24 protein-coding genes are annotated in these 21,140 nt (G+C 60.4%); 13 read left to right on the plus strand and 11 right to left on the minus strand.

What is annotated here, in order from left to right:
- Positions 1-35: 35 nt before the first annotated feature.
- Positions 36-890 carry a MurR/RpiR family transcriptional regulator gene (locus OLZ32_RS06020; RefSeq protein ID WP_003543085.1) on the minus strand — a complete coding sequence of 285 codons (855 nt, stop codon included), beginning with the start codon at positions 888-890 and terminating at the stop codon, positions 36-38.
- A gap of 234 nt (positions 891-1,124) precedes the next feature.
- Here OLZ32_RS06020 and OLZ32_RS06025 point away from each other — a divergent pair, with 234 nt between their 5' ends.
- On the plus strand, positions 1,125-1,826 hold the full coding sequence (locus OLZ32_RS06025) for a sulfate transporter family protein (protein ID WP_003543083.1): 702 nt from the start codon (positions 1,125-1,127) through the stop codon (positions 1,824-1,826).
- 3 nt (positions 1,827-1,829) lie between these two features.
- On the opposite strand, the gene OLZ32_RS06030 is transcribed toward OLZ32_RS06025, so the two are convergent.
- The gene (locus OLZ32_RS06030; protein ID WP_003543081.1) at positions 1,830-2,255 is read right to left on the minus strand and encodes a VOC family protein; all 426 of its coding nucleotides are present in this window, start codon (positions 2,253-2,255) and stop codon (positions 1,830-1,832) included.
- Between the two features lie 83 nt (positions 2,256-2,338).
- On the opposite strand from OLZ32_RS06030, the gene OLZ32_RS06035 reads away from it, so the two are divergent.
- Entirely contained in the window at positions 2,339-2,917 is a 579-nt protein-coding gene (locus OLZ32_RS06035; RefSeq protein WP_003543080.1) for a TetR family transcriptional regulator, read from the plus strand.
- On the opposite strand, the gene nth is transcribed toward OLZ32_RS06035, so the two are convergent.
- Positions 2,882-3,688 carry an endonuclease III gene (nth, locus tag OLZ32_RS06040; protein ID WP_017989483.1) on the minus strand — a complete coding sequence of 269 codons (807 nt, stop codon included), beginning with the start codon at positions 3,686-3,688 and terminating at the stop codon, positions 2,882-2,884. The two genes, OLZ32_RS06035 and nth, sit on opposite strands and share 36 nt — an antisense overlap.
- On the opposite strand from nth, the gene OLZ32_RS06045 reads away from it, so the two are divergent.
- Both OLZ32_RS06045 and OLZ32_RS06050 read left to right on the plus strand, forming a co-directional pair.
- Positions 3,687-4,184, plus strand: coding sequence for a DUF2244 domain-containing protein (locus OLZ32_RS06045; protein ID WP_003543078.1), 498 nt, complete (start codon positions 3,687-3,689; stop codon positions 4,182-4,184). The genes nth and OLZ32_RS06045 overlap by 2 nt on opposite strands.
- Before the next feature lie 180 nt (positions 4,185-4,364).
- Positions 4,365-5,237 (plus strand): methylated-DNA--[protein]-cysteine S-methyltransferase, encoded by an 873-nt coding sequence (locus tag OLZ32_RS06050; RefSeq protein ID WP_003543077.1) that lies wholly within the window; start codon positions 4,365-4,367, stop codon positions 5,235-5,237.
- Between the two features lie 33 nt (positions 5,238-5,270).
- Here OLZ32_RS06050 and OLZ32_RS06055 read toward each other — a convergent pair whose 3' ends face one another.
- A complete protein-coding gene (locus OLZ32_RS06055; RefSeq protein WP_003543076.1) occupies positions 5,271-6,296 on the minus strand; it encodes a sugar-binding transcriptional regulator in 1,026 nt (341 codons plus the stop codon).
- Positions 6,297-6,721: 425 nt separating this feature from the next.
- Here OLZ32_RS06055 and tal point away from each other — a divergent pair, with 425 nt between their 5' ends.
- The 8 genes from tal (at position 6,722) to OLZ32_RS06095 (ending at position 13,124) form a co-directional block, all read left to right on the plus strand.
- Entirely contained in the window at positions 6,722-7,687 is a 966-nt protein-coding gene (gene tal, locus OLZ32_RS06060) for a transaldolase (RefSeq protein ID WP_003543075.1), read from the plus strand.
- A gap of 92 nt (positions 7,688-7,779) precedes the next feature.
- Complete coding sequence (locus OLZ32_RS06065) at positions 7,780-8,448, plus strand: DUF1345 domain-containing protein (RefSeq protein WP_264420151.1); 669 nt, start codon at positions 7,780-7,782, stop codon at positions 8,446-8,448.
- A 49-nt stretch (positions 8,449-8,497) separates the two neighbouring features.
- Complete coding sequence (locus OLZ32_RS06070) at positions 8,498-8,944, plus strand: DoxX family protein (RefSeq protein WP_264420153.1); 447 nt, start codon at positions 8,498-8,500, stop codon at positions 8,942-8,944.
- Between the two features lie 130 nt (positions 8,945-9,074).
- A complete protein-coding gene (locus OLZ32_RS06075; protein WP_264420155.1) occupies positions 9,075-9,554 on the plus strand; it encodes a hypothetical protein in 480 nt (159 codons plus the stop codon).
- 131 nt (positions 9,555-9,685) lie between these two features.
- A complete protein-coding gene (locus OLZ32_RS06080; RefSeq protein WP_003543071.1) occupies positions 9,686-9,964 on the plus strand; it encodes a hypothetical protein in 279 nt (92 codons plus the stop codon).
- A 245-nt stretch (positions 9,965-10,209) separates the two neighbouring features.
- On the plus strand, positions 10,210-10,932 hold the full coding sequence (locus OLZ32_RS06085) for a response regulator (protein ID WP_164047437.1): 723 nt from the start codon (positions 10,210-10,212) through the stop codon (positions 10,930-10,932).
- Positions 10,929-12,305, plus strand: a complete 1,377-nt coding sequence (locus OLZ32_RS06090; protein ID WP_264420160.1) for a sensor histidine kinase — start codon at positions 10,929-10,931, stop codon at positions 12,303-12,305. The genes OLZ32_RS06085 and OLZ32_RS06090 overlap by 4 nt, the downstream gene beginning before the upstream one ends.
- 159 nt (positions 12,306-12,464) lie before the next feature.
- Positions 12,465-13,124: a DUF3313 domain-containing protein gene (locus tag OLZ32_RS06095; protein ID WP_210162457.1), complete on the plus strand. Its 660-nt coding sequence runs from the start codon at positions 12,465-12,467 to the stop codon at positions 13,122-13,124.
- A 73-nt stretch (positions 13,125-13,197) separates the two neighbouring features.
- On the opposite strand, the gene OLZ32_RS06100 is transcribed toward OLZ32_RS06095, so the two are convergent.
- Positions 13,198-13,371 carry a DUF1328 domain-containing protein gene (locus tag OLZ32_RS06100; protein ID WP_003552965.1) on the minus strand — a complete coding sequence of 58 codons (174 nt, stop codon included), beginning with the start codon at positions 13,369-13,371 and terminating at the stop codon, positions 13,198-13,200.
- Positions 13,372-13,540: 169 nt separating this feature from the next.
- On the opposite strand from OLZ32_RS06100, the gene OLZ32_RS06105 reads away from it, so the two are divergent.
- The gene (locus OLZ32_RS06105) at positions 13,541-14,155 is read left to right on the plus strand and encodes a YjbE family putative metal transport protein (protein WP_264420163.1); all 615 of its coding nucleotides are present in this window, start codon (positions 13,541-13,543) and stop codon (positions 14,153-14,155) included.
- Positions 14,156-14,230: 75 nt separating this feature from the next.
- On the opposite strand, the gene OLZ32_RS06110 is transcribed toward OLZ32_RS06105, so the two are convergent.
- The 6 genes from OLZ32_RS06110 to OLZ32_RS06135 form a co-directional block, all read right to left on the minus strand.
- Complete coding sequence (locus tag OLZ32_RS06110) at positions 14,231-15,337, minus strand: helix-turn-helix transcriptional regulator (protein WP_264420165.1); 1,107 nt, start codon at positions 15,335-15,337, stop codon at positions 14,231-14,233.
- A gap of 200 nt (positions 15,338-15,537) precedes the next feature.
- On the minus strand, positions 15,538-16,965 hold the full coding sequence (locus tag OLZ32_RS06115) for a gamma-aminobutyraldehyde dehydrogenase (protein WP_003543059.1): 1,428 nt from the start codon (positions 16,963-16,965) through the stop codon (positions 15,538-15,540).
- A gap of 12 nt (positions 16,966-16,977) precedes the next feature.
- Positions 16,978-17,790: an ABC transporter permease gene (locus OLZ32_RS06120; RefSeq protein WP_264420167.1), complete on the minus strand. Its 813-nt coding sequence runs from the start codon at positions 17,788-17,790 to the stop codon at positions 16,978-16,980.
- Entirely contained in the window at positions 17,780-18,745 is a 966-nt protein-coding gene (locus tag OLZ32_RS06125) for an ABC transporter permease (protein ID WP_003543053.1), read from the minus strand. The genes OLZ32_RS06120 and OLZ32_RS06125 overlap by 11 nt, the downstream gene beginning before the upstream one ends.
- Positions 18,742-19,728: an ABC transporter ATP-binding protein gene (locus OLZ32_RS06130; RefSeq protein WP_164047440.1), complete on the minus strand. Its 987-nt coding sequence runs from the start codon at positions 19,726-19,728 to the stop codon at positions 18,742-18,744. The genes OLZ32_RS06125 and OLZ32_RS06130 overlap by 4 nt, the downstream gene beginning before the upstream one ends.
- 216 nt (positions 19,729-19,944) lie before the next feature.
- Positions 19,945-21,105: an ABC transporter substrate-binding protein gene (locus tag OLZ32_RS06135; RefSeq protein ID WP_003543051.1), complete on the minus strand. Its 1,161-nt coding sequence runs from the start codon at positions 21,103-21,105 to the stop codon at positions 19,945-19,947.
- Positions 21,106-21,140 lie beyond the last annotated feature (35 nt).

A 21,140-nucleotide genomic window follows, 5' to 3' on the forward strand; every position in this document is an offset into this window, starting at 1 on the left:
CTCTATCACTTTGAATCTGCGCGTAACCTTTTGAATTAGTGGTTTGCCGTCTCGCCGAGGACGGTCGCGAACTCCATCATGCGGCGGCGGCGAAGTGCCGCCTCCTCTCCGACTTGGAGGATGACGGATTCCGACAGGCAGTCGAGCAGCGCGATCAGCGGCGGAAGATTGTCGAGATCGGGGGCACGAGCGGGCGGCAGAGGCAGCATGACGTTCGACTGGTCCGCCATCCAGTCCGCTTGCTGCGGCGAAATGAGCACGACCTTATAGCCGTAGCGCCGCGCCGTTCTGGCAAGCAGCCGCGCCTTGGCGAAGCGGCGACAATCGATGATGACGAGCAGTGCGTCGTCGACCGCCAGCCGGGCGAAGAGTTCCGCAAAACGGTTGTCGGCGGCGTCGAGCGTGCGCACGCCGTCGCGGGCTTGTGTCAGCCGCTGGCAGAAATGATTGGCCAGGCTTGCGAGCCGCGCATGCGTGGCGATCGACACTTCGCGGGCAGTGCTGATCAAGCCGACGGCTTCCGACCAGTGCGGCTGCGCCGTCAGATGATAGATATGATGGAGGGCCTGGATTTGTTCGGCAACCAGCACGGCGAGCGGTTTGCCCTCCGCGGCGTCGGCATGCAGCTCGCTCATGGCGCTCTGCAATTGCGCCGGCGATGTCGTCACGGTCTCGCGAATCTCCACCTTGACGCTGTCCAATCCCTGATAACCAAGCGAGCGCAGGAAGCGCCCGACGGTCATCGGCGAGAGATCCAGCCTGTCGGCAACGGACGCAGCCGTCTCGAACGGCAGGTCGTTCAGATGTTCGGTAAAATATTTCGCGATACGGCGCTCGGCGGGCGTGCCGGTTTTTGCGTATTGCCTGAGTTTTTGCACAAAGTCTTCCACGGCAGCCTCCCCATCTTCCTCAGAGGCGTTCCGTGGATGCGCTGTTGCGACCCCTTGTCTTTGCAACTATTTCGGAAGCTGCTTCTCAGGCCCGTGCGTATTTCATGTATGCCACAATATTATATTAGTATTTAGTTTTCGACAAGTTTTCTATTACTGAATGCAATTTTATTCTCTCTTGTCGGTGGCCCGCATCTTCCCTACATCTTCGGCGCAACCGGAGACGCCTGAGACATGATTCTTGACGCCGCTCGACTTTCGCTCGCCAATCTGTTCGCAACGGAAACACGCTCTGTCTTCTGGAAGGTGCTCGGCCTGACGGTTCTCGTGCTTGTCGGTCTCTGGTTCGCGCTGCGCGGAGCCTTCATGGCCTTTCTCTTTCCCTGGCTCACGAGCTTCTTTCCCGATATGCCGGATTGGGCGGGGTGGTTCGCTCTCATCTTCGCAATTTTTGCCGGAATCGGCCTTGCTCTCATGCTGGCGCTGCTGCTGTCGCCGGTCACGGCGCTGATTGCCGGCCTGTTTCTCGACGACGTCGCCGATGTCATCGAAAAGCGCGACTATCCGAAGGACGTGCCGGGCACCGCCATGCCGCTCGGTCCGGCAATGGCAAGCTCGATCAAGTTCCTCGGCGTGGTGATCCTCGGCAATATCGTGGCATTGCTGCTGCTGTTCATACCCGGCGTCAATCTGGTCGCGTTCTTTCTGGTGAACGGCTATCTGCTCGGACGGGAATTCTTCGAATTCGCCGCCATGCGCTTCCGTTCGCCGGATGAGGCGCGGCTCTTCCGCGCCAAGCATGCCTCCACCGTCTTTCTCGGCGGGCTGATGATCGCCCTTTTCCTGGCGATCCCGATCGTCAATCTTCTGACGCCGCTTTTTGCCGCCGGCATGATGGTGCATCTGCACAAGCTGATTTCCGCACGGGACACCTGAGGCTCAAGCGGGCAGGGCGGAGGTGTCATACATCGCCGCGAATTCGGCGTTCGGCGGGATCGGCTTGATGATGTCGATCAGCACGCCGTTCGGATCGGCGGTGATGAAATGCCGCTGGCCGAAATCCTCGTCGCGAATTTCTCTGAGAATTGGCAAGCCGGCGCTCCGGCAGGCTGCATAGATCGCATCGACATCGGCGACCTCGAAATTGAGGAGCAGGCCGGACACCCTGCCGCGGGCTATGGCCGGGATGGTCTCGTGGCTGCCGTCAAGGATGGCAAGCGCGATATGCTCCTCCTCTGCCGATTGCAGGTGAACATACCAATCGCTTTCGAACAGAGCTTTGAAGCCGAAATGCGTGCAATAGAAGCTGGCGGTGCCGGCAACGTCGTCGGTCATGACGACAGGATAATAGCTCGTCGATTTCATCTCGTTTTCCTCCTTTTGTTTACATACAATCTGTATGTTTTTGACTATTAACATACATTCTGTTTGTATGTAAAGAGGTGTGCATGAGCCGCAGCAATCGCGAGAGAACGGAGCAGACCAGACAGGCACTGATCGATGCCGGTCGACGTCTCTTCGTCGAGAAAGGTTATGCCGAAACCGCGACGCCGGAGATCGTCACGGCGGCGGGAGTGACGCGCGGCGCGCTCTACCATCATTTTGAAGACAAGAAGGCGCTTTTTCGAGCGGTTATCGAATGCGAGGCGCGCGCGGTGGCCGCGGCGATCGAGGCGCGCTCGGCGTCCTACGACGCGCCGCGTGCCATGCTGATCGCCGGTGCCTCGGCCTATTTCGATGCGATGATGGCGCCAGGGCGCACGCGGCTGCTGCTGATCGAGGCGCCTGCCGTTCTCGGTCCGCTGGCGAGTGCGGCGATCGATGCAGAGAATGCGGAAGCGACGCTGCGGGCAGGGCTTGCAGCGATGCTTCCCGAGGCCGGTGCCATGCTCGAACCGCTGACGTCGCTGCTATCGGCGGCCTTCGATCGCGCGGCGATCGCGATCGAAGCGGGCGGTGAAAGGCGGTATTACGAGCAGGCGATCGCTGTCCTACTCGACGGCCTCGCCGATCACCTGCGGCGGTAGCTCGACCAGCGGCGCCGGCACATCCCAACTCTTCTCCGGCGATTTGCAGAGATCGGCGATGATACAGCGCTCGCATTCTGGGCGGCGCGCCTTGCAGGTGTAGCGGCCATGCAGGATCAGCCAGTGATGGGCGTGATAGAGGTAATGGCTCGGGATCACCTTCATCAGCCGCGCCTCGACCTCGTCGGGCGTCTTGCCGGGGGCAAGCCTGATGCGATTGGCGATGCGGAAGATGTGCGTGTCGACGGCCATCGTCGCCTGGCCGAAGGCCATGGAAAGCACGACATTGGCGGTCTTGCGGCCGACACCCGGCAACCTCACCAGTTCGTCGCGGGTCTCCGGCACCTTGCCGCCGAATTGGTCGACCAGCATCTGCGAGAGCGCGATGACGTTTTTCGCCTTGTTGCGGTAGAGGCCGATCGTCCTGATGTGGTCGCGCAGCCGCTCTTCGCCGAGATCGAGCATCTTTTCCGGTGTATCGGCGACCTTGAAGAGCGCGCGCGTCGCCTTGTTGACGCCAACGTCGGTCGCTTGCGCCGAAAGTGCCACGGCAACGACGAGCGTGAAGGGGTTGGTGTGCTCGAGTTCGCCTCTCGGTTCCGGCCGCTGCACCGAGAAGCGGCGGAAGATCTCCTCGCGCTCGGCCAGCGAATAGGCCGTGCGCACCGCTGCCGCCGGTTTGCGGCGGGCGATCACATTCGCGTCGTGCGGCGTCTTGGTAACGGATTTGAGTTTCGGATTCGCCATGGAAACTCTATAATCGGCAGCCATGACGGAAAGCAACGCCGACAGCTTCAATGAGCAGCCTGTTTTCGCTGCCGAGCTCTTTCCCCACCGGTCGCTCGGCCGCCGGGGCTTCAAGGTGCTGCTTGCCCTATCCGGTGCCGTCTGCTTGCTTTACGGCACGTTCTTCATCGTGACGGGGGCCTGGCCGATCGGCTTGTTCTTCGGACTGGATTTCCTGCTTCTCTACGGCGCCTTCTGGCTGAATTACCGCTCCGGGAAAGCGCGCGAACAGGTGACGGTATCGCGCACTGATGTGTCGGTGCGCAAGTTTGCGCCCTCGGGGCGGATGGTGGAGCATCATTTCAATCCGTTCTGGACGCGCTTCCTTGTTCGCCGGCACCAGGAGATCGGCATCCTTTCCATGCATATCTTCGGCGAAGGCCGGCGCACGGATATCGGCTCCTTCCTCAATCCCGATGATCGCGAAAGCTTCGCCAGGGCCTTCAAGGGAGCGCTGGCGACGGTCAAGCAGCGGATCTGAACTGGAGCGGTTTCAGCTTTTCACGGAAGCGCAGAACCGCTCTAGCGTTTGTTTTTACGCAATTCCGGACGGAAAGCCGCTTCGCACTTTTCCTGGTATTGCTCTATCCAGCGGATGCGCAAGAATCGGGTGGTTTGCTCATCCCCACTTGACTATCTCCTTGTTACAAGGAGAAAGACGATGAATATGATTGCCAACCTGCAGACAGACATCACGCCTGACGGCCCTGATTATGACATTGTCCGTCGGGTGATCGAACTCATCACCGAGGATTACCGTGACCAGCCTTCTCTGGAGGCGATTGCGGCGCGGCTTAACCAGTCGCCGACCCAGCTGCAGAAGACCTTCACCCGCTGGGCCGGGCTGTCGCCCAAGGGCTTCCTGCAAGCGGTGACGCTGGATCACGCCAAGCGGCTGCTGCGCAAGGAAGACATGCCGCTGCTCGAGACCTCGATCGAGGTCGGCCTTTCCGGGCCGAGCCGCCTGCACGACCTTTTCGTCACCCATGAGGCGATGTCGCCCGGCGAATGGAAGGCCAAGGGCGGTGGTCTCACCATCCGCTACGGCTTCCACATCTGCCCCTTCGGCGTGGCGCTGATCATGGTGACCGACCGCGGCCTTGCCGGCCTTGCCTTCAGCGATTCCGGCGACGAGAGGGCCTGCCTCGAGGATATGACCTGCCGCTGGCCGAACGCCTGTTATGTCGAAGACCTGCAGGCGACGGTTCCCTATGCCGCCCGCATCTTCGAGCCTGGCAAATGGTCCTCGGACCAGCCGCTGCGTGTCGTGCTGATCGGCACGGACTTCCAGGTGCGCGTCTGGCAGAGCCTGCTGAAAATCCCGTTCGGCAAGGCCGTCACCTATTCCGATATCGCCAACGATATCGGCAGCCCGACGGCGCAGCGCGCCGTGGGTGCGGCGGTCGGGGCAAACCCGATCTCCTTCGTGGTGCCCTGCCATCGGGCGCTCGGCAAGAACGGCGCGCTGACGGGCTACCATTGGGGCCTCACCCGGAAGCGGGCGATGCTCGGCTGGGAATCGGCGCACGCCTGAGGGGTTTCCAGGACGGAGCGGCGTGGTCGCCGCTCATCGCTCCGGCACTTCTCCCCGCTGGGGAGAAGAGACGGGCGGCGAGGCTTCTGCCAATTCCAGCAATGCGCGTGCAGCACTTTCATCGGTGATCAGCGTGTTGCAGCCGATGCGCTTGATCGTCGCACGGATCGCCACGGCCCGATGGGCGCCGCCGGAGGAGAGCACGATATGCTTTGCCTCTTTCAGCGTGTCGAGATCGACGGACATGACGCGCCGATTGATCGAATGATCGACCGAATTGCCGTCCTTGTCGAGGAAGTTGAACATGGTGTCGCAGACGCAGCCGGCATCGATCAGTTCCTGCAGCTCAGCCTTCGAGATCCAGCCCTCCGACAGCGAGGTCGAATGCGGTCCGATATCGCCGCAGCTGACGATCGCCAGATCGAGGTTTTCGGCGAGTCGGTAGATCGTGTCCAGCCCGCATTTCTCGATCAGATTACGCTTGGTCTCGATGGAATCGACGAGAAGCGGCGCCAGGAACATGTAGCATTCGGCGCCGAGCTGGTTTGCCAGCCGCCATGTGTAATCGATCGGGTTCGTCTGGTGCACGGCAACGATGCCGCCGAGCAGCGAGACAACCTTACAATTGGCACGGCGCGGCGGCCGGAAGCTCGACAGCGAGGCGGTCATGGTGCGGCCCCAGCCGACGCCGATGGTGTAATCGTCGGGGATGGCTTCGGAGAGGAACTGGCCAAGCGCCAGACCGACATTTTTAGCCAATGAATTGACGTCGCCAGTGACCGGCGCAGGGACGACGATCGCCTCGTCAAGGCCATAGGCGCGCTCCAGCTTCACCGAAAGTTCAACACAGTCGCCGATCGAATCGTTGATCCAGATCTGGACTTCGCTGCGCTTCATCGCCTCGTCGAGCAGGCGGATCACGGTGGTGCGGCTGATGCCGAGCTGTTCGGCGACGTCCTTCTGGGTCAGACCCTCGTTGTAATAGAGCCATGCCGCCCTTAGCCGCAGCGAGGATGCCTCCGAATAGGCCGTGTGCGTGCCGCGTTTGAGCTTGACCACATCTCCTCCGCACGATTTCCTGCCCTAGATCCCTCATGGGATGAAGGCCTTAGCGACGCTTTTGTTGCCGGGGATATTGACGGGTGTGACACTTATGTCAATTGAAATGCACAAATGTCCTTGACTTTTCGCAAGGCGAATGGCGATAGTCCGGGTGACACACGTCGTTCTTGTCCGTCCGAGGAGGACATAGTGCGGGCATGCCGAAAGTCACGACCGGCCTCCCAGCCGCAAGCGGTATCGCTTGCGTGCGAGCAGCCGTTCGTTCGCGGCCGGAACACGGCCACTGTCCTTCACGTTTATGAATCATCCGTGACGGATGCGCGCATTTTCGCCTGCAGCATGCAAACAACCTGTCGGTAGATCACCTTTGCCCGGCGGAACTCGCGCCGGTCGCAGCCCAAGTTCAACAAGGATTATTGACCATGACATCCAAGCTTGACCAACTTCGCGAGATTACCACCGTGGTCGCCGATACCGGCGACATCGAAGCCGTTGCCCGCCTGAAGCCGGTCGATTGCACGACGAACCCGAGCATCGTGCTCAAGGCTCTCGGCACGCCGATGTTTGCCGACGCCATCAAGGAAGCCGTCGCCTGGGGCAAGAAGCAGGGCGGCAATCCCGAAGCCGTTTCTTCCGCCGTCGCCGATCGTCTCGCCATCTCCGTCGGTGCAGCCCTGGTGAAGCTCGTTCCGGGCCGCGTCTCGACCGAAGTCGACGCCGATCTTTCCTTTGATACCGAGGCTTCGCTTGCCAAGGCGCGCGCCATCATCGCCGCCTACAAGGACCGCGGCATCGGCCAGGATCGCATCCTCATCAAGCTCGCTTCCACCTGGGAAGGCATCCGCGCCGCGGAAGTGCTGCAGAAGGAAGGCATCGACTGCAACCTGACGCTTCTCTTCAGCAAGGCCCAGGCGATCGCCTGCGCCGACGCCAAAGTGTTCCTGATCTCGCCCTTCGTCGGCCGCATCCTCGACTGGTACAAGAAGTCGACCGGCAAGGACTACACTGCCGAGGAAGATCCGGGCGTCATCTCTGTCCGTGAAATCTACAACTACTACAAGGCGAACGACATCAAGACGATCGTCATGGGCGCCTCCTTCCGCAGCGCCGGCGAAATCGAAGCCCTTGCCGGCTGCGACCGCCTGACCATCAGCCCGAACCTGCTCGACGAGCTCGCCAAGGATGAAGGCAAGCTGGAGCGCAAGCTCTCGCCGGAGAGCCGCAAGCCGGATCCGAAGGTCTCGGTCGACGAGAAGACCTTCCGCTGGATGATGAACGAAGACGCGATGGCGACGGAAAAACTCGCCGAAGGCATCCGCGCCTTCGCCAAGGATCTCGGAACGCTGCGCACCATGGTGCAGAAGGAACTGCAGCTCGCCGCCGCCTGATAAGGCCCGGCCACAATCGGAGGCGCGGCTGCCGGCTGGCAGGCGCGCCTTTTTCGTGCTGTTATCAAGGGCATATGCTGTCGGAGACCGAAATGGCGGATGAGGAACGAGCAAATTCGCTTGCGGCATTTGCCGATAAGCATGCGAGCTTCATCATCGCCGTCGTTGCCGGACTGGTGGTCTTCTTGGCTGTAACCTCGCGTGAGGTCAGCGCCGGCAACATTCTGTTCGGCTGGAATGTCAGCGCCGGCGTTTTTGTCGCTCTCAGCTGGCGCAAGATGCTGCGGGCCACGGTTGAGAGCATCCGGAAACGCTCGGCGGATCTCGATTTCTCCGACACCGTCCTCTTGGCTCTTTCGATCGGTGCCGCACTTGCCAGCGTTGCCGGCATCGGCCTCGAGCTTCATTCGATCAAGGAGGCGGCACCTGATGTCGCGCTGGCGCGGGCAGGTGTCGCGGTTCTGACGATCCTGATCTCCTGGATCTTTCTGCATACGCTCTTCACCATCCACTATGCCCATTATTTCTATGGCGGAGCGGACGAGGAAGGCGGGCTCAAGTTTCCGGACGGGATCGAAGAGCCCGGCTACTGGGATTTCCTCTATTTCTCCTTCACCATCGGCGTTGCCGCACAGACGGCGGATGTCGCGGTCAACTCGACCAGCATGCGCAAGCTGACGCTGCTGCATGCGGTGCTGTCGTTCCTGTTCAACACGACGATCCTGGCGCTTGCGATCAATGTCGGGGCGAGCCTGCTATAATGCGCCTTGCCTTGAGCGGGCTAACCACCTGCTCTTCAAATCGGAGGGTATGATGGAAAGCGCCTCAAGCCGGCCCCGACTGGCCGATCTCATTCTTCTCCTCGGCAGGCTTCTGCTGTCGCTGATCTTCCTGCACGAAGCTTGGTCGCTCGCGGCAGATATCACCGCGACTTTCGACATTTTCGCAAAACTGGGGCTGTCGGCGCCGGTGGCGCTTGCCACCATTGCCCTTCAGATCGGCGCCGGCCTTTCCGTTGCGGCAGGCCTCCTCAGCCGGCTTGGCGCATTGGCGCTGGCACTCTTCTGCCTGGCGACCGCCTTGCTCTTTCACACGAATTTTGCGAGCCAGAACGAACTGCTGCATTTCGAGAAGGACCTGGCGATTGCCGGCGGCATGTTCGTGCTCGCGGCTTCGGGTGCGGGATCGATATCGATCGACAATCTACTGCGAAAGCGGGCCGGGATGCCTCCCTGGCTCAGGGCGGCGTTGTCGTGAATGCCCGAGGTCCGATCACGGGGCTGAATTTGATGAATTTCGCACGCGCTCCCTGACGCAATAAAACCGAATAAAACCGAACAAACAGAAGCGTCGATGCGGGCTACACTTTTGGCGACAAGTCAGGAGCGTGCCAGTGATGTCTTCCGCGCAAAGCAATCAGCAAAAGCCAATTCTCGTCTTTCTCGGAAAAGACGCTGCCTGCGACATCGTCTCGAAATTGAATGAGGACGGATATGCTGCTGCGGCTGTGTCCTCGGTGCCTGAGCTTTTCGACGCCTTGCGTTCGGACCGATATTTTCTGGCCGTAACGATCCGATCAGATATCGATATGGTCCGAAACATCAAGCCGATACCGGTCATCAATCTGGAGGTGTTTTTTCATACTGCCCAATCGACAGCAAAGTCGATTCATTCCTCGAAGGAATTCGACAGCGACGCATTTCTGAGAAGGGTGGCGGCTCTGACGACGCCAAGGACAGGCAGGATTGATGCGGTCCAAAAAGCCTCGGCGCCGATTGCAGGTGCGGTGAAGGCATCTCGGTGGCGTGCTGCCACAACTCTTCTTTTAAGTCGCCGTTCCACATCAAGCGCGGAGCGGGCTGAATAGACGTGGCCGAATTCTCATCGCCGACGCGCCGCGTTCCCGACGGAGCCTATCGGCATCTTTCTACCGGGTTTCGTCGGATCGAAAGCATCATTCCGAGACCAGAGCTCTTTACTTGGTGCGGGTGTCTTCTCATGTTTCAGTTGCTAGGCGCAGCATCGGCAAGCGGATATATCATCACGCTATTGTTCCTGCTGGTGGCAATCGGTCGTCTCGCCAGAAACGGTCTCGATAGATTCACCGCACGGCTTTCGAAGCGCTCGGCGTTGAAGCATTACACGACGGCGATCGTCTCTCTGGTGTTCTTTTGCCTGCTGGTCGTTCGGATGTGTTTCATCGCCACCGTCATCATCGACAGCGCCATCCAAGGTGACAAGGTGGAAATCAGTGGCGATCCCGAAAGCCAGTTTTGACGCCGGACCCGGTGTCGGAAATCCTGCAACATATCTCAACATTATCGAATATAGCATTGCACGACACTTGATATCCTGAAGGCGGACCCGTGTCGGCGACAGATCGTGTGGTGTCTGAACGCTGGGGAGATTAACCAGTGCGGTTGACAGTGGCCGAGCCCGCCTGACCTAGACACGGTGAAACGTGGTAATTTCGCGCCGAGGGGCATCTCCCGGCAAGAGAACGAATGACGATGGCATAAGAAATGGCAGTTCCCAATCAGGCTCATATCCTCATCGTCGAAGACGATCCCGCCATCGCGGATATGCTGGTGGACCTTGTCCGAAGCAGCGGCTTCGAGGCCTCGTCGGTGGAGAGCGGTGCGGCTATGGATCGAATGATGGTGCGACAGCAATTCGATCTCATCGTTCTCGATGCGATGTTGCCGGGCGAGGACGGCTTCAGCATCTGCAGGCGGCTTCGTGCGGCGTGCTCGGTGCCAATCCTGATGCTGACGGCGCTGCAGGAGGATATCGACCGCATTCTCGGCCTGGAGCTCGGAGCCGATGACTATGTCACGAAACCATTCAACTCCCGCGAGCTGCTGGCCCGGATCAAGAGTATTCTCCGAAGAGCGTCATATGCTCATCATCAGGAGGAAGCACTTGGACCGATGATGTTCTCGGGGTGGCGCATTGATCCAAAAAGCCGCCGGCTCCACGACGCGGATGGAGCGCAAGTTTCCATGACAACCGCGGAGTTCGATATCCTCCTGGCCTTCTGCTGCAATCCCAACAAGGTCCTGACGCGCGAACAGCTGTTGTCGATGACACATGCCGGATCGGCGGGGCCGGTCGAGCGCAGCATCGACGCCCATATCAGCCGGGTCAGGCAAAAGATCGAACCAAATCTGAAAGATCCGACGTTCATAAAGACGGTGCGGCTGGGGGGATATCTCTTCGCATCCAAGGTAGAGCGTCTCTCTTGAGAAATTTCCGGCGCGCTTCGATCCAAAGCCAGATCCTCATATTGGCGACCTTCCTTGTCGTGCTCGTTTCCGTGGTGGCGACCGCCATGGAGCCCTATATCTACGGCCGTCACGATCGCGGGTTTCAAAACGGCCTGTTTGCTGCCAGAGCGGCGACGGTCGCGGAGCAATTTGCCCAGGCAAGTTCAGCGCAAGACGAAGTCACCGTTCTCAAGAGAGCAGCGGCACTCGGCGTTGGGGTCGAAAAATTGTCCCTGGAGCAGCCACTTGCCGGCAAACAGCAGATGGTATCTCCCAGCGAGCTGGTGGCGCGTATCAACACAATGCTCGCCGACAATATTTTCGCGGCATTTCATCGCTTCGTCATCGGTCAATCACACCCTGATGTCCTAACTGTTAGAATTGATGACAAGCGCGCCCTTGTCTTTCAACTGCCGGTTTTTCCCAGCTATGTCTGGTTTGTTCCAGCCGCTGCGAGCGGGTTTTTGAAAATCGTCATCCCATTGGTGCTGCTCGCATATTTCAGCAGCTGGCTTATCACCGAGCCTCTGAGGCGCTTTGCCGCCGCCGCAAAGCGAGCAAGCATCGAGGGCAGTTGGGAAAAGCCTTTCGAACCGGACGGCGCAGCCGAGATTCGAAGTCTGGCGGAATCGCTGAACGTCATGAGCGATCGAATCCAGAGCATGGCGGAGGATCGAACAAGAATGCTGAGTGGCGTGGGTCATGATCTCAGGACACCTCTGACGAGACTGCGGATGCGTGCCGAGCGTTCCGGCGAGCCCGAGCTTCGCAGCCTGATGCTGGCCGATATCGGCACATTGAGTTTCATGATCGACGAGTGCCTGGCCTATTTCAAAGACGCGTCCACTGCGGAGACTGATCGAAAGGTCGATATCTCAAGCCTGCTGCAGACGATTGCGACAGACTTCTCCGACATGGGCGTCGATGTGAGCTTCACCGGTTCGCGGCGACTGGCGTTTATCTGCAAACCTCAGGCCCTGACCCGGGCAATCACGAATCTGGTCGACAATGCGTCTCGTTATGCAAAGCAAGTCGAAATCGATCTGCAAGAGAGCGACGATGGCGGGATCAAAATATCGGTGGGCGACAATGGTCCTGGTTTGACCGATGAGGCCAAGGCAAAAGTTCTGGAGCCGTTCTTCAAAGTGGATAAATCCCGCCAGATCGGTGCCCAGGGCGGCTCCGGGCTTGGGCTCGGCCTTCCGATCGCCAAAGGAATTGTCACCAAAGCGCATAATGGACAGTTGACGTTGCTGGACAGGACGCCAACCGGCCTGGTCGTCGTGATCGATCTTCCCGCCCCTCAGGCGATCCAGCCCGAAGGCGCGCCGCCGATCCCTTCATCGCAATGACTTATTGCCCGGCCGTCGCGTCATCACGCGTCGCGCTGCCCGGAGCGAACACGGCTCACGAACATTTCCGCATATCATAGCAAACACAGCAACATTCGAATTCCATAAAACCGCTGCCAGCAGATGCCATTCGGTATTTCCAAAGCTGGAGCCAAGTCATTGATAAAAAATTTGAAAGTCGGCGCCGCACTGATGCTCGCCTGTTCGAGCGTTGCCGCATGCACGACACCTGACCCCACGGTTTATTCCGGGCTGGCTTCGGCATCGCAGCTCCAGCCGAACAGCGAGGATAAAACCGGCCGCGTACCGTATCGCTATCAGACGAAAGTCAACTGGAGCCAGTACAACAGGATCATCGTCGATCCCGTTGCCGTCTATAACGGTCCCGACAACCAGTTCGGCAAGGTCTTAGAAAAAGACAAAGCATTCCTTGCCAATTACATGCAGGTTCAATTCACGGAAAAAATGAAGACGCGCTTTGCTGTCGTCAGCACGCCTGCTCCGGCGACTCTCAGATTGCATCTGACGCTGACGGGCGCCAAGGCAACGACCGCGGTCCTCGGAACGGTCACGCGCATCGACGTCGCAGGCGGATTGTACAACACCGTCCAGGCCGTTCGCGGCCGGGAAGGCTCGATGACCGGTTCGGTGAATTATGCCGTGGAGATCTATGACGCTGCGAGCAATCGCCTCCTGTCTTCCTATGTCACCAAGCAATATCCCAACGCGATGAATATCGGCGCAAGCTTCACGGCGATGGATGCCTCCATGGTGGGCATCCGCAAAGGTGCCGACGCTCTCCTTGCCGAGTTGAAATAGGCCGCAGGCTCAAAAAAGGCGTCATCGGACGGCCGCGCAAGCGCTTAGGCTGCGCGCCACTGTCTGCAACGGCTCACAAGATCGCCTGGCCGGCCATCAATGCAAGGACAAGGAAGATCAGGAAGATCACCAGCGCAATGCCGAAGAGAACGCGGGCGATCGTAGCGGTGGCGGCGGAGACGCCGGAGAAACCGAAGAAGCCGGCGATGATCGAAATTACGAAAAATATCAAGGCCCATTTCAGCATGACGTCATCCTTTGCGGTTGCCTGGGAAAGACGCGGCAACCGGGAAATTGTTCCCAGTTCGTTTGAGATGGGATGGCGTATTCTTTGGAGAAACGCGGGTCTTTTCAAAGCCCGTACGATCTGTTTCAAGGGACTATCGATTTGCCCCATCGATGAAAGCTCCGCCATCATGCCAGCTTTTCTGGACCAGCATACAGTTTCCGCTTATTTCGAAGTCATCATGATCAATCTCCTGCTGTCGGGAGACAATGTCATCGTCATCGGCATGGCCGCTGCCGGCCTTGTCAGCGAACTGCGCGGCAAGGCGATCGCCGTCGGTATCGCCGCGGCCGCGGTCATCCGCATCGTCTTCGCCGTCATCGCCGCCAAGCTCCTTGCCATCACCGGCATCACGCTTGCCGGCGGCCTGATGTTGCTGTGGATCTGCTGGACGATGGGCCGCGAGCTGCTTTCGGCGGACGAGGAGCAAGCGCATGACGTCTCCCACAGCAAGCCGAAGCTCTTCCGGCAGGCGATCGGCCAGATCATCTTCGCCGACGTCTCGATGTCGCTGGACAATGTGCTCGCCGTCGCCGGCGCTGCGAAGGAGAACATCAGCGCGCTGATCTTCGGCCTCATCCTTTCGGTGCTGCTGATGGGCGTCGCGTCGAATTTCGTTGCCAAGCTGCTCAACCGCTTCAGGTGGATCGGCTGGATCGGCCTTGCGGTCATCGTCTATGTCGCGCTCGACATGGTCTGGAGCGGCGGCGGACAATTGCTTGCGCTTTACGGCCACGCGGCGTGAGATCTGCTCCGCTTTATCTTTCGGTTTTGCGCAATTCCGGACGCAAAACCGCTGCGCACTTTTGCTGGAATTGCTCTAGATCTTCAGGCCGAAGAGAAGCGAGATCAGCTGCGACTGGCGCTGCGTTCCGGTCTTGGAGAGCACCTTCTTGACGTAGCCGCGCGCCGTTTCATAGGTCAGGCCGCAGATCTCGGCGATCTGGCGAGGGGAGGAACCTTCCATCAGCAGGCGCGCGACGGTCGCCTCCTGCGGCGTCAGGGCGAAGAGCCGCCGGAGAAGATCGCCGTCCGCTCTGGCGCGTTCGGAAAGGTCGGTAACGATTGCAACAGCGTGCGAATGGGCGAACAGATCCGCCGGCAGGCCCCGCAGGAGCTGGGCACGAATGACGAGCGGTGCCTTGCCGGGACGTGTGAAGAGCACCGGCGTCGATACGGCGGGACTGAGGAAAGTGTCGCCGCCGAGAACCGCTTTCAGATGCCGCCGCAGCAGACCGGTTTCCTCTTGGCTGCCGGAAGTGAGTTCGCGATCGACGATGCGGATATCGCCGTCGAGCAGTCGTTCGGCCCGATTGTTCAAATGGCTGACGCGGCCGGCGCGGTCGAAGAAGACCGAGGCGGTGCCGCTGAGCTCGAAGGCCTCGCTCATGCTTTCGATCTTTGCGGCTTGCAGCGAACGGATGATCTCGGCTGAGGCGGTCAGCTTCGATCGCATGGCAAGCAGGATCCGCTCCTCCTCCCGGTCGAAGGGATGATCGTCGACGCGGCGCTGCAGGTTGAGGCTGAGCAGCGTATCGCCCGAGGTAAAGCCGATCATTGCGGAATAACGCAGACCGAAGCGGGCGAGGAATTCGGTGTAGAATTCCTGCCGCCGGAACTCTTCTTCCGAGGCGATGTCGTGCTCGATGATGACACCCTTGGCAAGCGCCATCGGCAGTCCGCGCTCGCGGAAATCCCGCTCGTGCCATCTTTCGGCGAAATAGACGTCGAAGGCTTCGAGCAGGTTGGGCGTTGTCAGGAAACCTGGAGAAAACTTGCCGACCGCCGGCATGATGTGGGCGCCTGCAGAGCCAGTCGCCCGAGAGATCGCTTCCAGTGTGCCGGCCCATCTTTCCAGGACGAGGGCGGATTCCAGCAATCCGTCCATGGCCTTTTCGAGCCCGGGGATATCGATGCGCGTCGCCATGAACATAGACTGCCTGACCGAAGCTATTGCCGACCCGGCTTTCGAGCCGGAGGTCGAATATGGAGTGCCCGTATTGCCGCAACAATAAAATAAGACAATAGCAGGCGATATTTATCGGCTGATTGTTCAGTTTCAACAAAAGTCGCCTGGTTGCTATCCGCGCGCCCTTTACCCCCCGGAATATCCTGCCTTTTCGTCTGTCAGCCGTGATTGATCATCACGTGGCGTACGGCGGTGTAGTCCTCCAGCGCGTAGACAGACATGTCCTTGCCGTAGCCTGACTGTTTGAGGCCGCCATGCGGCATCTCGTTGGTGAGCATGAAATGCGTGTTGATCCAAGTACAGCCATATTGCAGGCGGGCAGCGGTCTTCATGCCGCGGCCGATATCCTTGGTCCAGACGGAGGAGGCCAGGCCATAATCGCTGTCGTTCGCCCAGGCAACGGCATCGTCGGCATCGGAAAAGCGGGTGACTGAGACGACCGGGCCGAAGACCTCGCGGCGGACAATCTCGTCGTCCTGTGTGGCGCCCGCAATGACAGTCGGCGTGAAGAAGAAACCCTTGTCGCCGGAGATCTTGCCGCCGGCGGTGATCTCCATGTGCTTGTGTTCGGAAGCACGGGCGACGAAGCTTTCGACGCGGTCGCGCTGGCGCTTGGAGATCAGCGGACCGATCTCGTTTTCGGTATCGTCGGCCTGGTTGAAGCGGATGCTCGAGACGGCCGAGGAGAGATCGGCGACGAAATTGTCGTAGACCCTGGCATCGGCGTAGACGCGGCAGGCAGCGGTGCAATCCTGGCCGGCATTGTAATAGCCGAAGGTGCGGATGCCTGCGACGACCGCATCAATATCGGCATCATCGAAGACAATGACCGGGGCCTTGCCGCCGAGTTCCAGGTGGGTGCGCTTGACTGTCTTGGCGGCGGCCTGCAGCACTTTCTTGCCGGTCGCGACATCGCCGGTGATCGAGATCATGCCGACCTTCGGATGATTGATCAGCGCATTGCCGACACTTTCACCACGGCCGAGGATGACGTTGACGACGCCTTCGGGAAGGATTTCGGAAAGCAGTTTCGCCATCTTCAGCGCCGTCAGCGGCGTCTGCTCCGAGGGTTTGAAGACGACGGTGTTGCCGCCGGCGATCGCCGGCGCCAGCTTCCAGGCCATCATCATCAGCGGATAGTTCCACGGCGCGATCGAGCCGACGATGCCGATTGGATCGCGACGGATCATCGAGGTGTGGCCGGGCAGGTATTCGCCGGCCGCCGGGGCGTGCAGGTTGCGCACGGCGCCGGCAAAAAAGCGATAACAATCGACGATCGCCGGGATTTCGTCGTTCAGCACCGCATTGATCGGCTTGCCGCAATTCAGCGCCTCCAGTGCGGCAAAGCCGGCGGCATCCTTCTCGATCGCGTCGGCGATCTTCAACAGGTAGCCGGAGCGCTCGCCGGGCGTCGTCTGCGACCAGCTCGCGAAGGCCTTTTCGGCGGCATCGACGGCGGCGTCGACCTGGGTGAGCGAGGCTTCCGCAAGGTCGATCACCGTCTCGCCCGTCTTCGGGTTCAGGACGTGCTCTTCCGTCTCCGTGCCTTTTTCGAAGCGGGACCCGATCAGCATTTGGATATCCATGATGTTCTCCCTTTATTTGCCGGCGCCGGCGATCTGGTCGCCATCGCGGGTGAGGTAGTAGGCTGCCAGGATTGGCAGGAAGGTAACGAGCACCACGACCATGGCGACCACATTGGTGACGGGGCGCTGGCGCGGGCGGATGAGTTCTTCGAGCATCCAGATCGGCAAGGTCGATTGCTGGCTGCCGGTGAAGGTGGTGACGATGACCTCGTCGAAAGACAGCGCGAAGGCGAGCATGCCGCCGGCAAGAAGTGCGGTGCCGATATTCGGCAAGATGACGTGGCGGAAGGTCTGGAAGCCGTCGGCGCCAAGATCCATCGAGGCCTCGATCAGCGAGCCTGAAGTGCGGCGGAAGCGGGCGACCGCATTGTTGTAGACGACCACGACGCAGAAGGTGGCGTGGCCGAGCACGATGGTCCAGACCGAAAACGGGATGTCGAACAGGCTGAAGGCGGAGCGGAGCGCAATGCCGGTGATGATGCCGGGAAGGGCGATTGGCAGGATGACGAGCAGCGAGATCGCCTCGCGCCCGAAGAACTTCGTCTGGCTGACGGCCGCCGCACAGAGCGTGCCGAGGACCAGCGCGATCGCCGTGGCGATGACGGCGACCTGCACGGAAAGGCTGAGCGCCGACCAGACGTCCGGCCGGTTCCAGGCGACAGCAAACCATTGCAGGGTCAGCCCGGGCGGCGGCCATTGATAGCTCTTCTCCTCCGTCGTAAAGGCGTAGACGAAGATCAGCAGTATCGGCAGGTGCAGGAAAAGCAGTCCGGCGGCTGCGGCGATTTTCAGGGGCAGTGGCGATCTCTTGAGGTCAGAGCGCATCGAAGGCCCCCTGTTTCTTGGCGAGCCAGAGATAGAGCGCCATGATGACGATCGGCACGACGGAGAAGGCGGCCGCCAGCGGCACATTGCCGGCCGTTCCCTGCTGGGTATAGACGGCCTGGCCGATGAAGAGCCTGGACGAGCCGATGATCTGCGGGATGATATAGTCGCCCAATGTCAGCGAGAAGGTGAAGATCGAGCCGGCGACGATGCCGGGCAATGCCAGCGGCAGCAGCACGGTGCGGAAGGTCTGGCGCGGCGTGGCGCCGAGATCGGACGAGGCCTCGATCAGGTTGCCAGGCACACGCTCGAGGGCTGCCTGTGTCGGCAGGATCATGTAGGGAAGCCAGATATAGACGAAGACGATGAAGGTGCCGAGGTAGCTCACCGAAAGCGAATTGCCGCCGATGACGGGCAGGTTCAGGATGCCGTCCAGCAGCCAGGAGAGATGCAGCTTCTCGAAGATCCAGGTGAGGATGCCTTCCTTGGCGAGGATCAGCTTCCAGGCGTAGATCTTGACGAGATAGCTCGACCAGAGCGGGAGCATGATGCCGAGATAGAAAAGCGCCTTCCATTTGCCTTGCGCATAACGCGCTGTGTAGTAGGCGATCGGGAAGGCGATCAAGGCGGAAGCGATGGTCACCAGCGCTGCCATGACGAAAGTGCGGATGATGATGTCGAAATTCGTCGGGTTTAGAAGCTGCGCATAGGTCGAAAGGGTGAATTCGTAATTCACCAGGCCTGAGAAGTCGTCGATCGAAAAGAAACTCTGCAGAAGCAGGGCGAGCAGCGAACCGATATAAATGATGCCGAGCCAGAGCAGCGGCGGCGTCAGCATCAGGAAGAGCAGCAGTTTCGGGTGCCGCCAGAAGGCATCGGACAGCCGGCCGAAGAGGCCGCCGCGCCCCGGAAGAATCGATGTCGCCTCATTGGTGGTGATGAAGATCGCCGTCATGCCGCGTCATCCATGTAGTGGATATCGCCGGGCTGCCAGCCAAGGCGTATGCCGGCGCCGACGACAGGTACATCTGCGCCCGCCGGCAGCATCACATGCAGCCGCGCCCCCTGGAGGCCAACGGTGAGGCGCGTGGCTGCGCCGAGGAAGCTCGCATTGTCGACCTGGGCCTCGACGCCGTCGCCTGCCAGCCGGATCGCTTCGGGGCGGAGGCTTGCCCAGCGTCTTTCGCCGCCGAGCGAGGCCATCAGATCAGGTGCGATGACGTTCGACGAGCCGACGAAATCAGCGACGAAGCGGTTCTTCGGGCGGCGGTAGATATCCTGCGGCGTGCCCTCCTGGACGATGTTTCCGTCGTTGAAGACGGCGACGCGGTCGGCCATGGACAGGGCCTCGCCCTGATCGTGGGTGACGAAGACGAAGGTGATGCCGAGCGCGCGTTGCAGGCTCTTCAATTCCTCCTGCATCTGTTCGCGGAGTTTCAGGTCGAGCGCGCCGAGCGGTTCGTCGAGCAGCAGCACCTTCGGCTTGTTGACCAGCGCGCGGGCGAGCGCCACACGCTGGCGCTGGCCACCGGATAGTTGGCCGGGGCGGCGGGTGCCGTAACCCGGGAGCTTGACGAGCTCGAGGGCGTCGCCCGCGGCCTTGATCCGCTCCGCCTTGCCGACGCCCTTGACCATCAGCCCGTAGGCGACATTGTCGAGGATGTTCAGATGCGGGAAGAGCGCGTAGTCCTGGAATACGGTGTTGACGTTGCGGCGATAGGGCGGAACGCCCTCGGCCGTCTCGCCGAAGATCTGAATATGGCCCGATGTCGGCTGTTCGAAGCCGGCTATCAATCGCAGGCACGTCGTCTTGCCTGAGCCGGAGGGGCCAAGCATCGCGAAGAACTCGCCCGGCGCGATCTCGAGATCGACGCCGTCGACGGCGCGAACCTGGCCGAAATGGCGCGATACCTGTTGGAAACGGACGGCTGACGTCATTGGGGGCTCCGGCTTCTTTTTTGCTTTTAGAGAGGCTGCGGTTTTGGTTTATGACCCCGCCCCAAACCCCTCCCCACAAGGGGGAGGGGCTTAGCCTGCCGTACCCCTTCGCAAATACCTTGGCGTTTCGGCAGGATTCGGCGGTGCCACTCGGAGCCCCTCCCACTTGTGGGGAGGGGTCTCACGCTACAACAGTCATCTCAGTGAGGACGTAAATTACCGCCCGCCGATCACGCCGATATAATCGGACACCCAACGATGGTACGGCACGCATTCGCTCTGCGTCGTGCATTTGGCGACCGGGGTCTTCCAGAACTTGATCTTGTCGAAGTGATCGAAGCCGTTGGTAGCGCAGCCGCTATCGCCCATCAGTTCATTGCCCTTGCAGGCGGCGGGAACGGAGGGCACGGCGCCGAACCAGGCGGCGGCGTCACCCTGGACCTTGGCCTTCAGCGAATGTTCCATCCACATATAGGCGCAGTTCGGATGTTCGCTGTCGGCGTGCAACATGGTGGTGTCGGCCCAGCCGGTGACGCCTTCATCGGGGAAGGTGGAGGCGATCTTCTGCTTGTCGGCCTGCAGCAGGTTCACCTGGAAAGGCCAGGAGCCGGAGGCGACGACACCTTCGTTCTTGAAGTCGTCGATCTGGATCATCGCGTCGTGCCAGTAGCGGGAGACGAGCTTGCGCTGGCCGCGCAACAGGTCGAGGGCGGCCTTGTACTGGTCTTCGTTCAGCTCGTAGGGGTCCTTGATGCCGAGATCTGGCTTGTGGGCCATCAGATACATGGCGGCATCGGCGATGTAGATCGCGCCGTCATAGGCCTGGACGCGGCCCTTGTTCGATTTGCCGTCGGGCAGTGTCTGCTCCTCGAAGACGACGTTCCAGCTGGTCGGCGCCTTGTCCTTGAAGGCATCGGTATTGTACATCAGCACGTTCGGCCCCCAGAGATAGGGTACGCCGTAGTGCACGCCGCCGACCGTATACCACGGTCCATTCTGCAGGCGCTCGTCGACGGTCTTGAAGCTCGGGATCAGATCGGTGTTGATCGGCTGGACACGCTTGCCGGCGATGAGACGGAGCGAGGCGTCGCCCGATGCCGTGACGAGATCAAAGCCGCCCTCGTTCATCAGCGACACCATTTCATCCGAGGTGGCGGCGGTCTTGACGGACACCTTGCAGCCGCTCTCCTTTTCGAAATCGGTGACCCAGTCGTAGTTCTTGTCTGTTTCGCCGCGCTCGATATAGCCGGCCCAGGCGACGATGCTGACCGCACCTTCGCCCTTGCCCAAGGCCTTCAGCGGTTCGGCGGCGATTCCCTGGGTCGCGAAGCTCAGGCAGGCGAGCGCTGCCGTGCAGGATTTCAACAGATTCGTCATCATCCGTCTCCCGGTTTGCCACTTTCTGTGGCGGT

This window comes from Rhizobium acaciae, from assembly GCF_025941625.1.
In the GTDB taxonomy this organism is placed as follows: Bacteria; Pseudomonadota; Alphaproteobacteria; order Rhizobiales; family Rhizobiaceae; genus Rhizobium; species Rhizobium acaciae.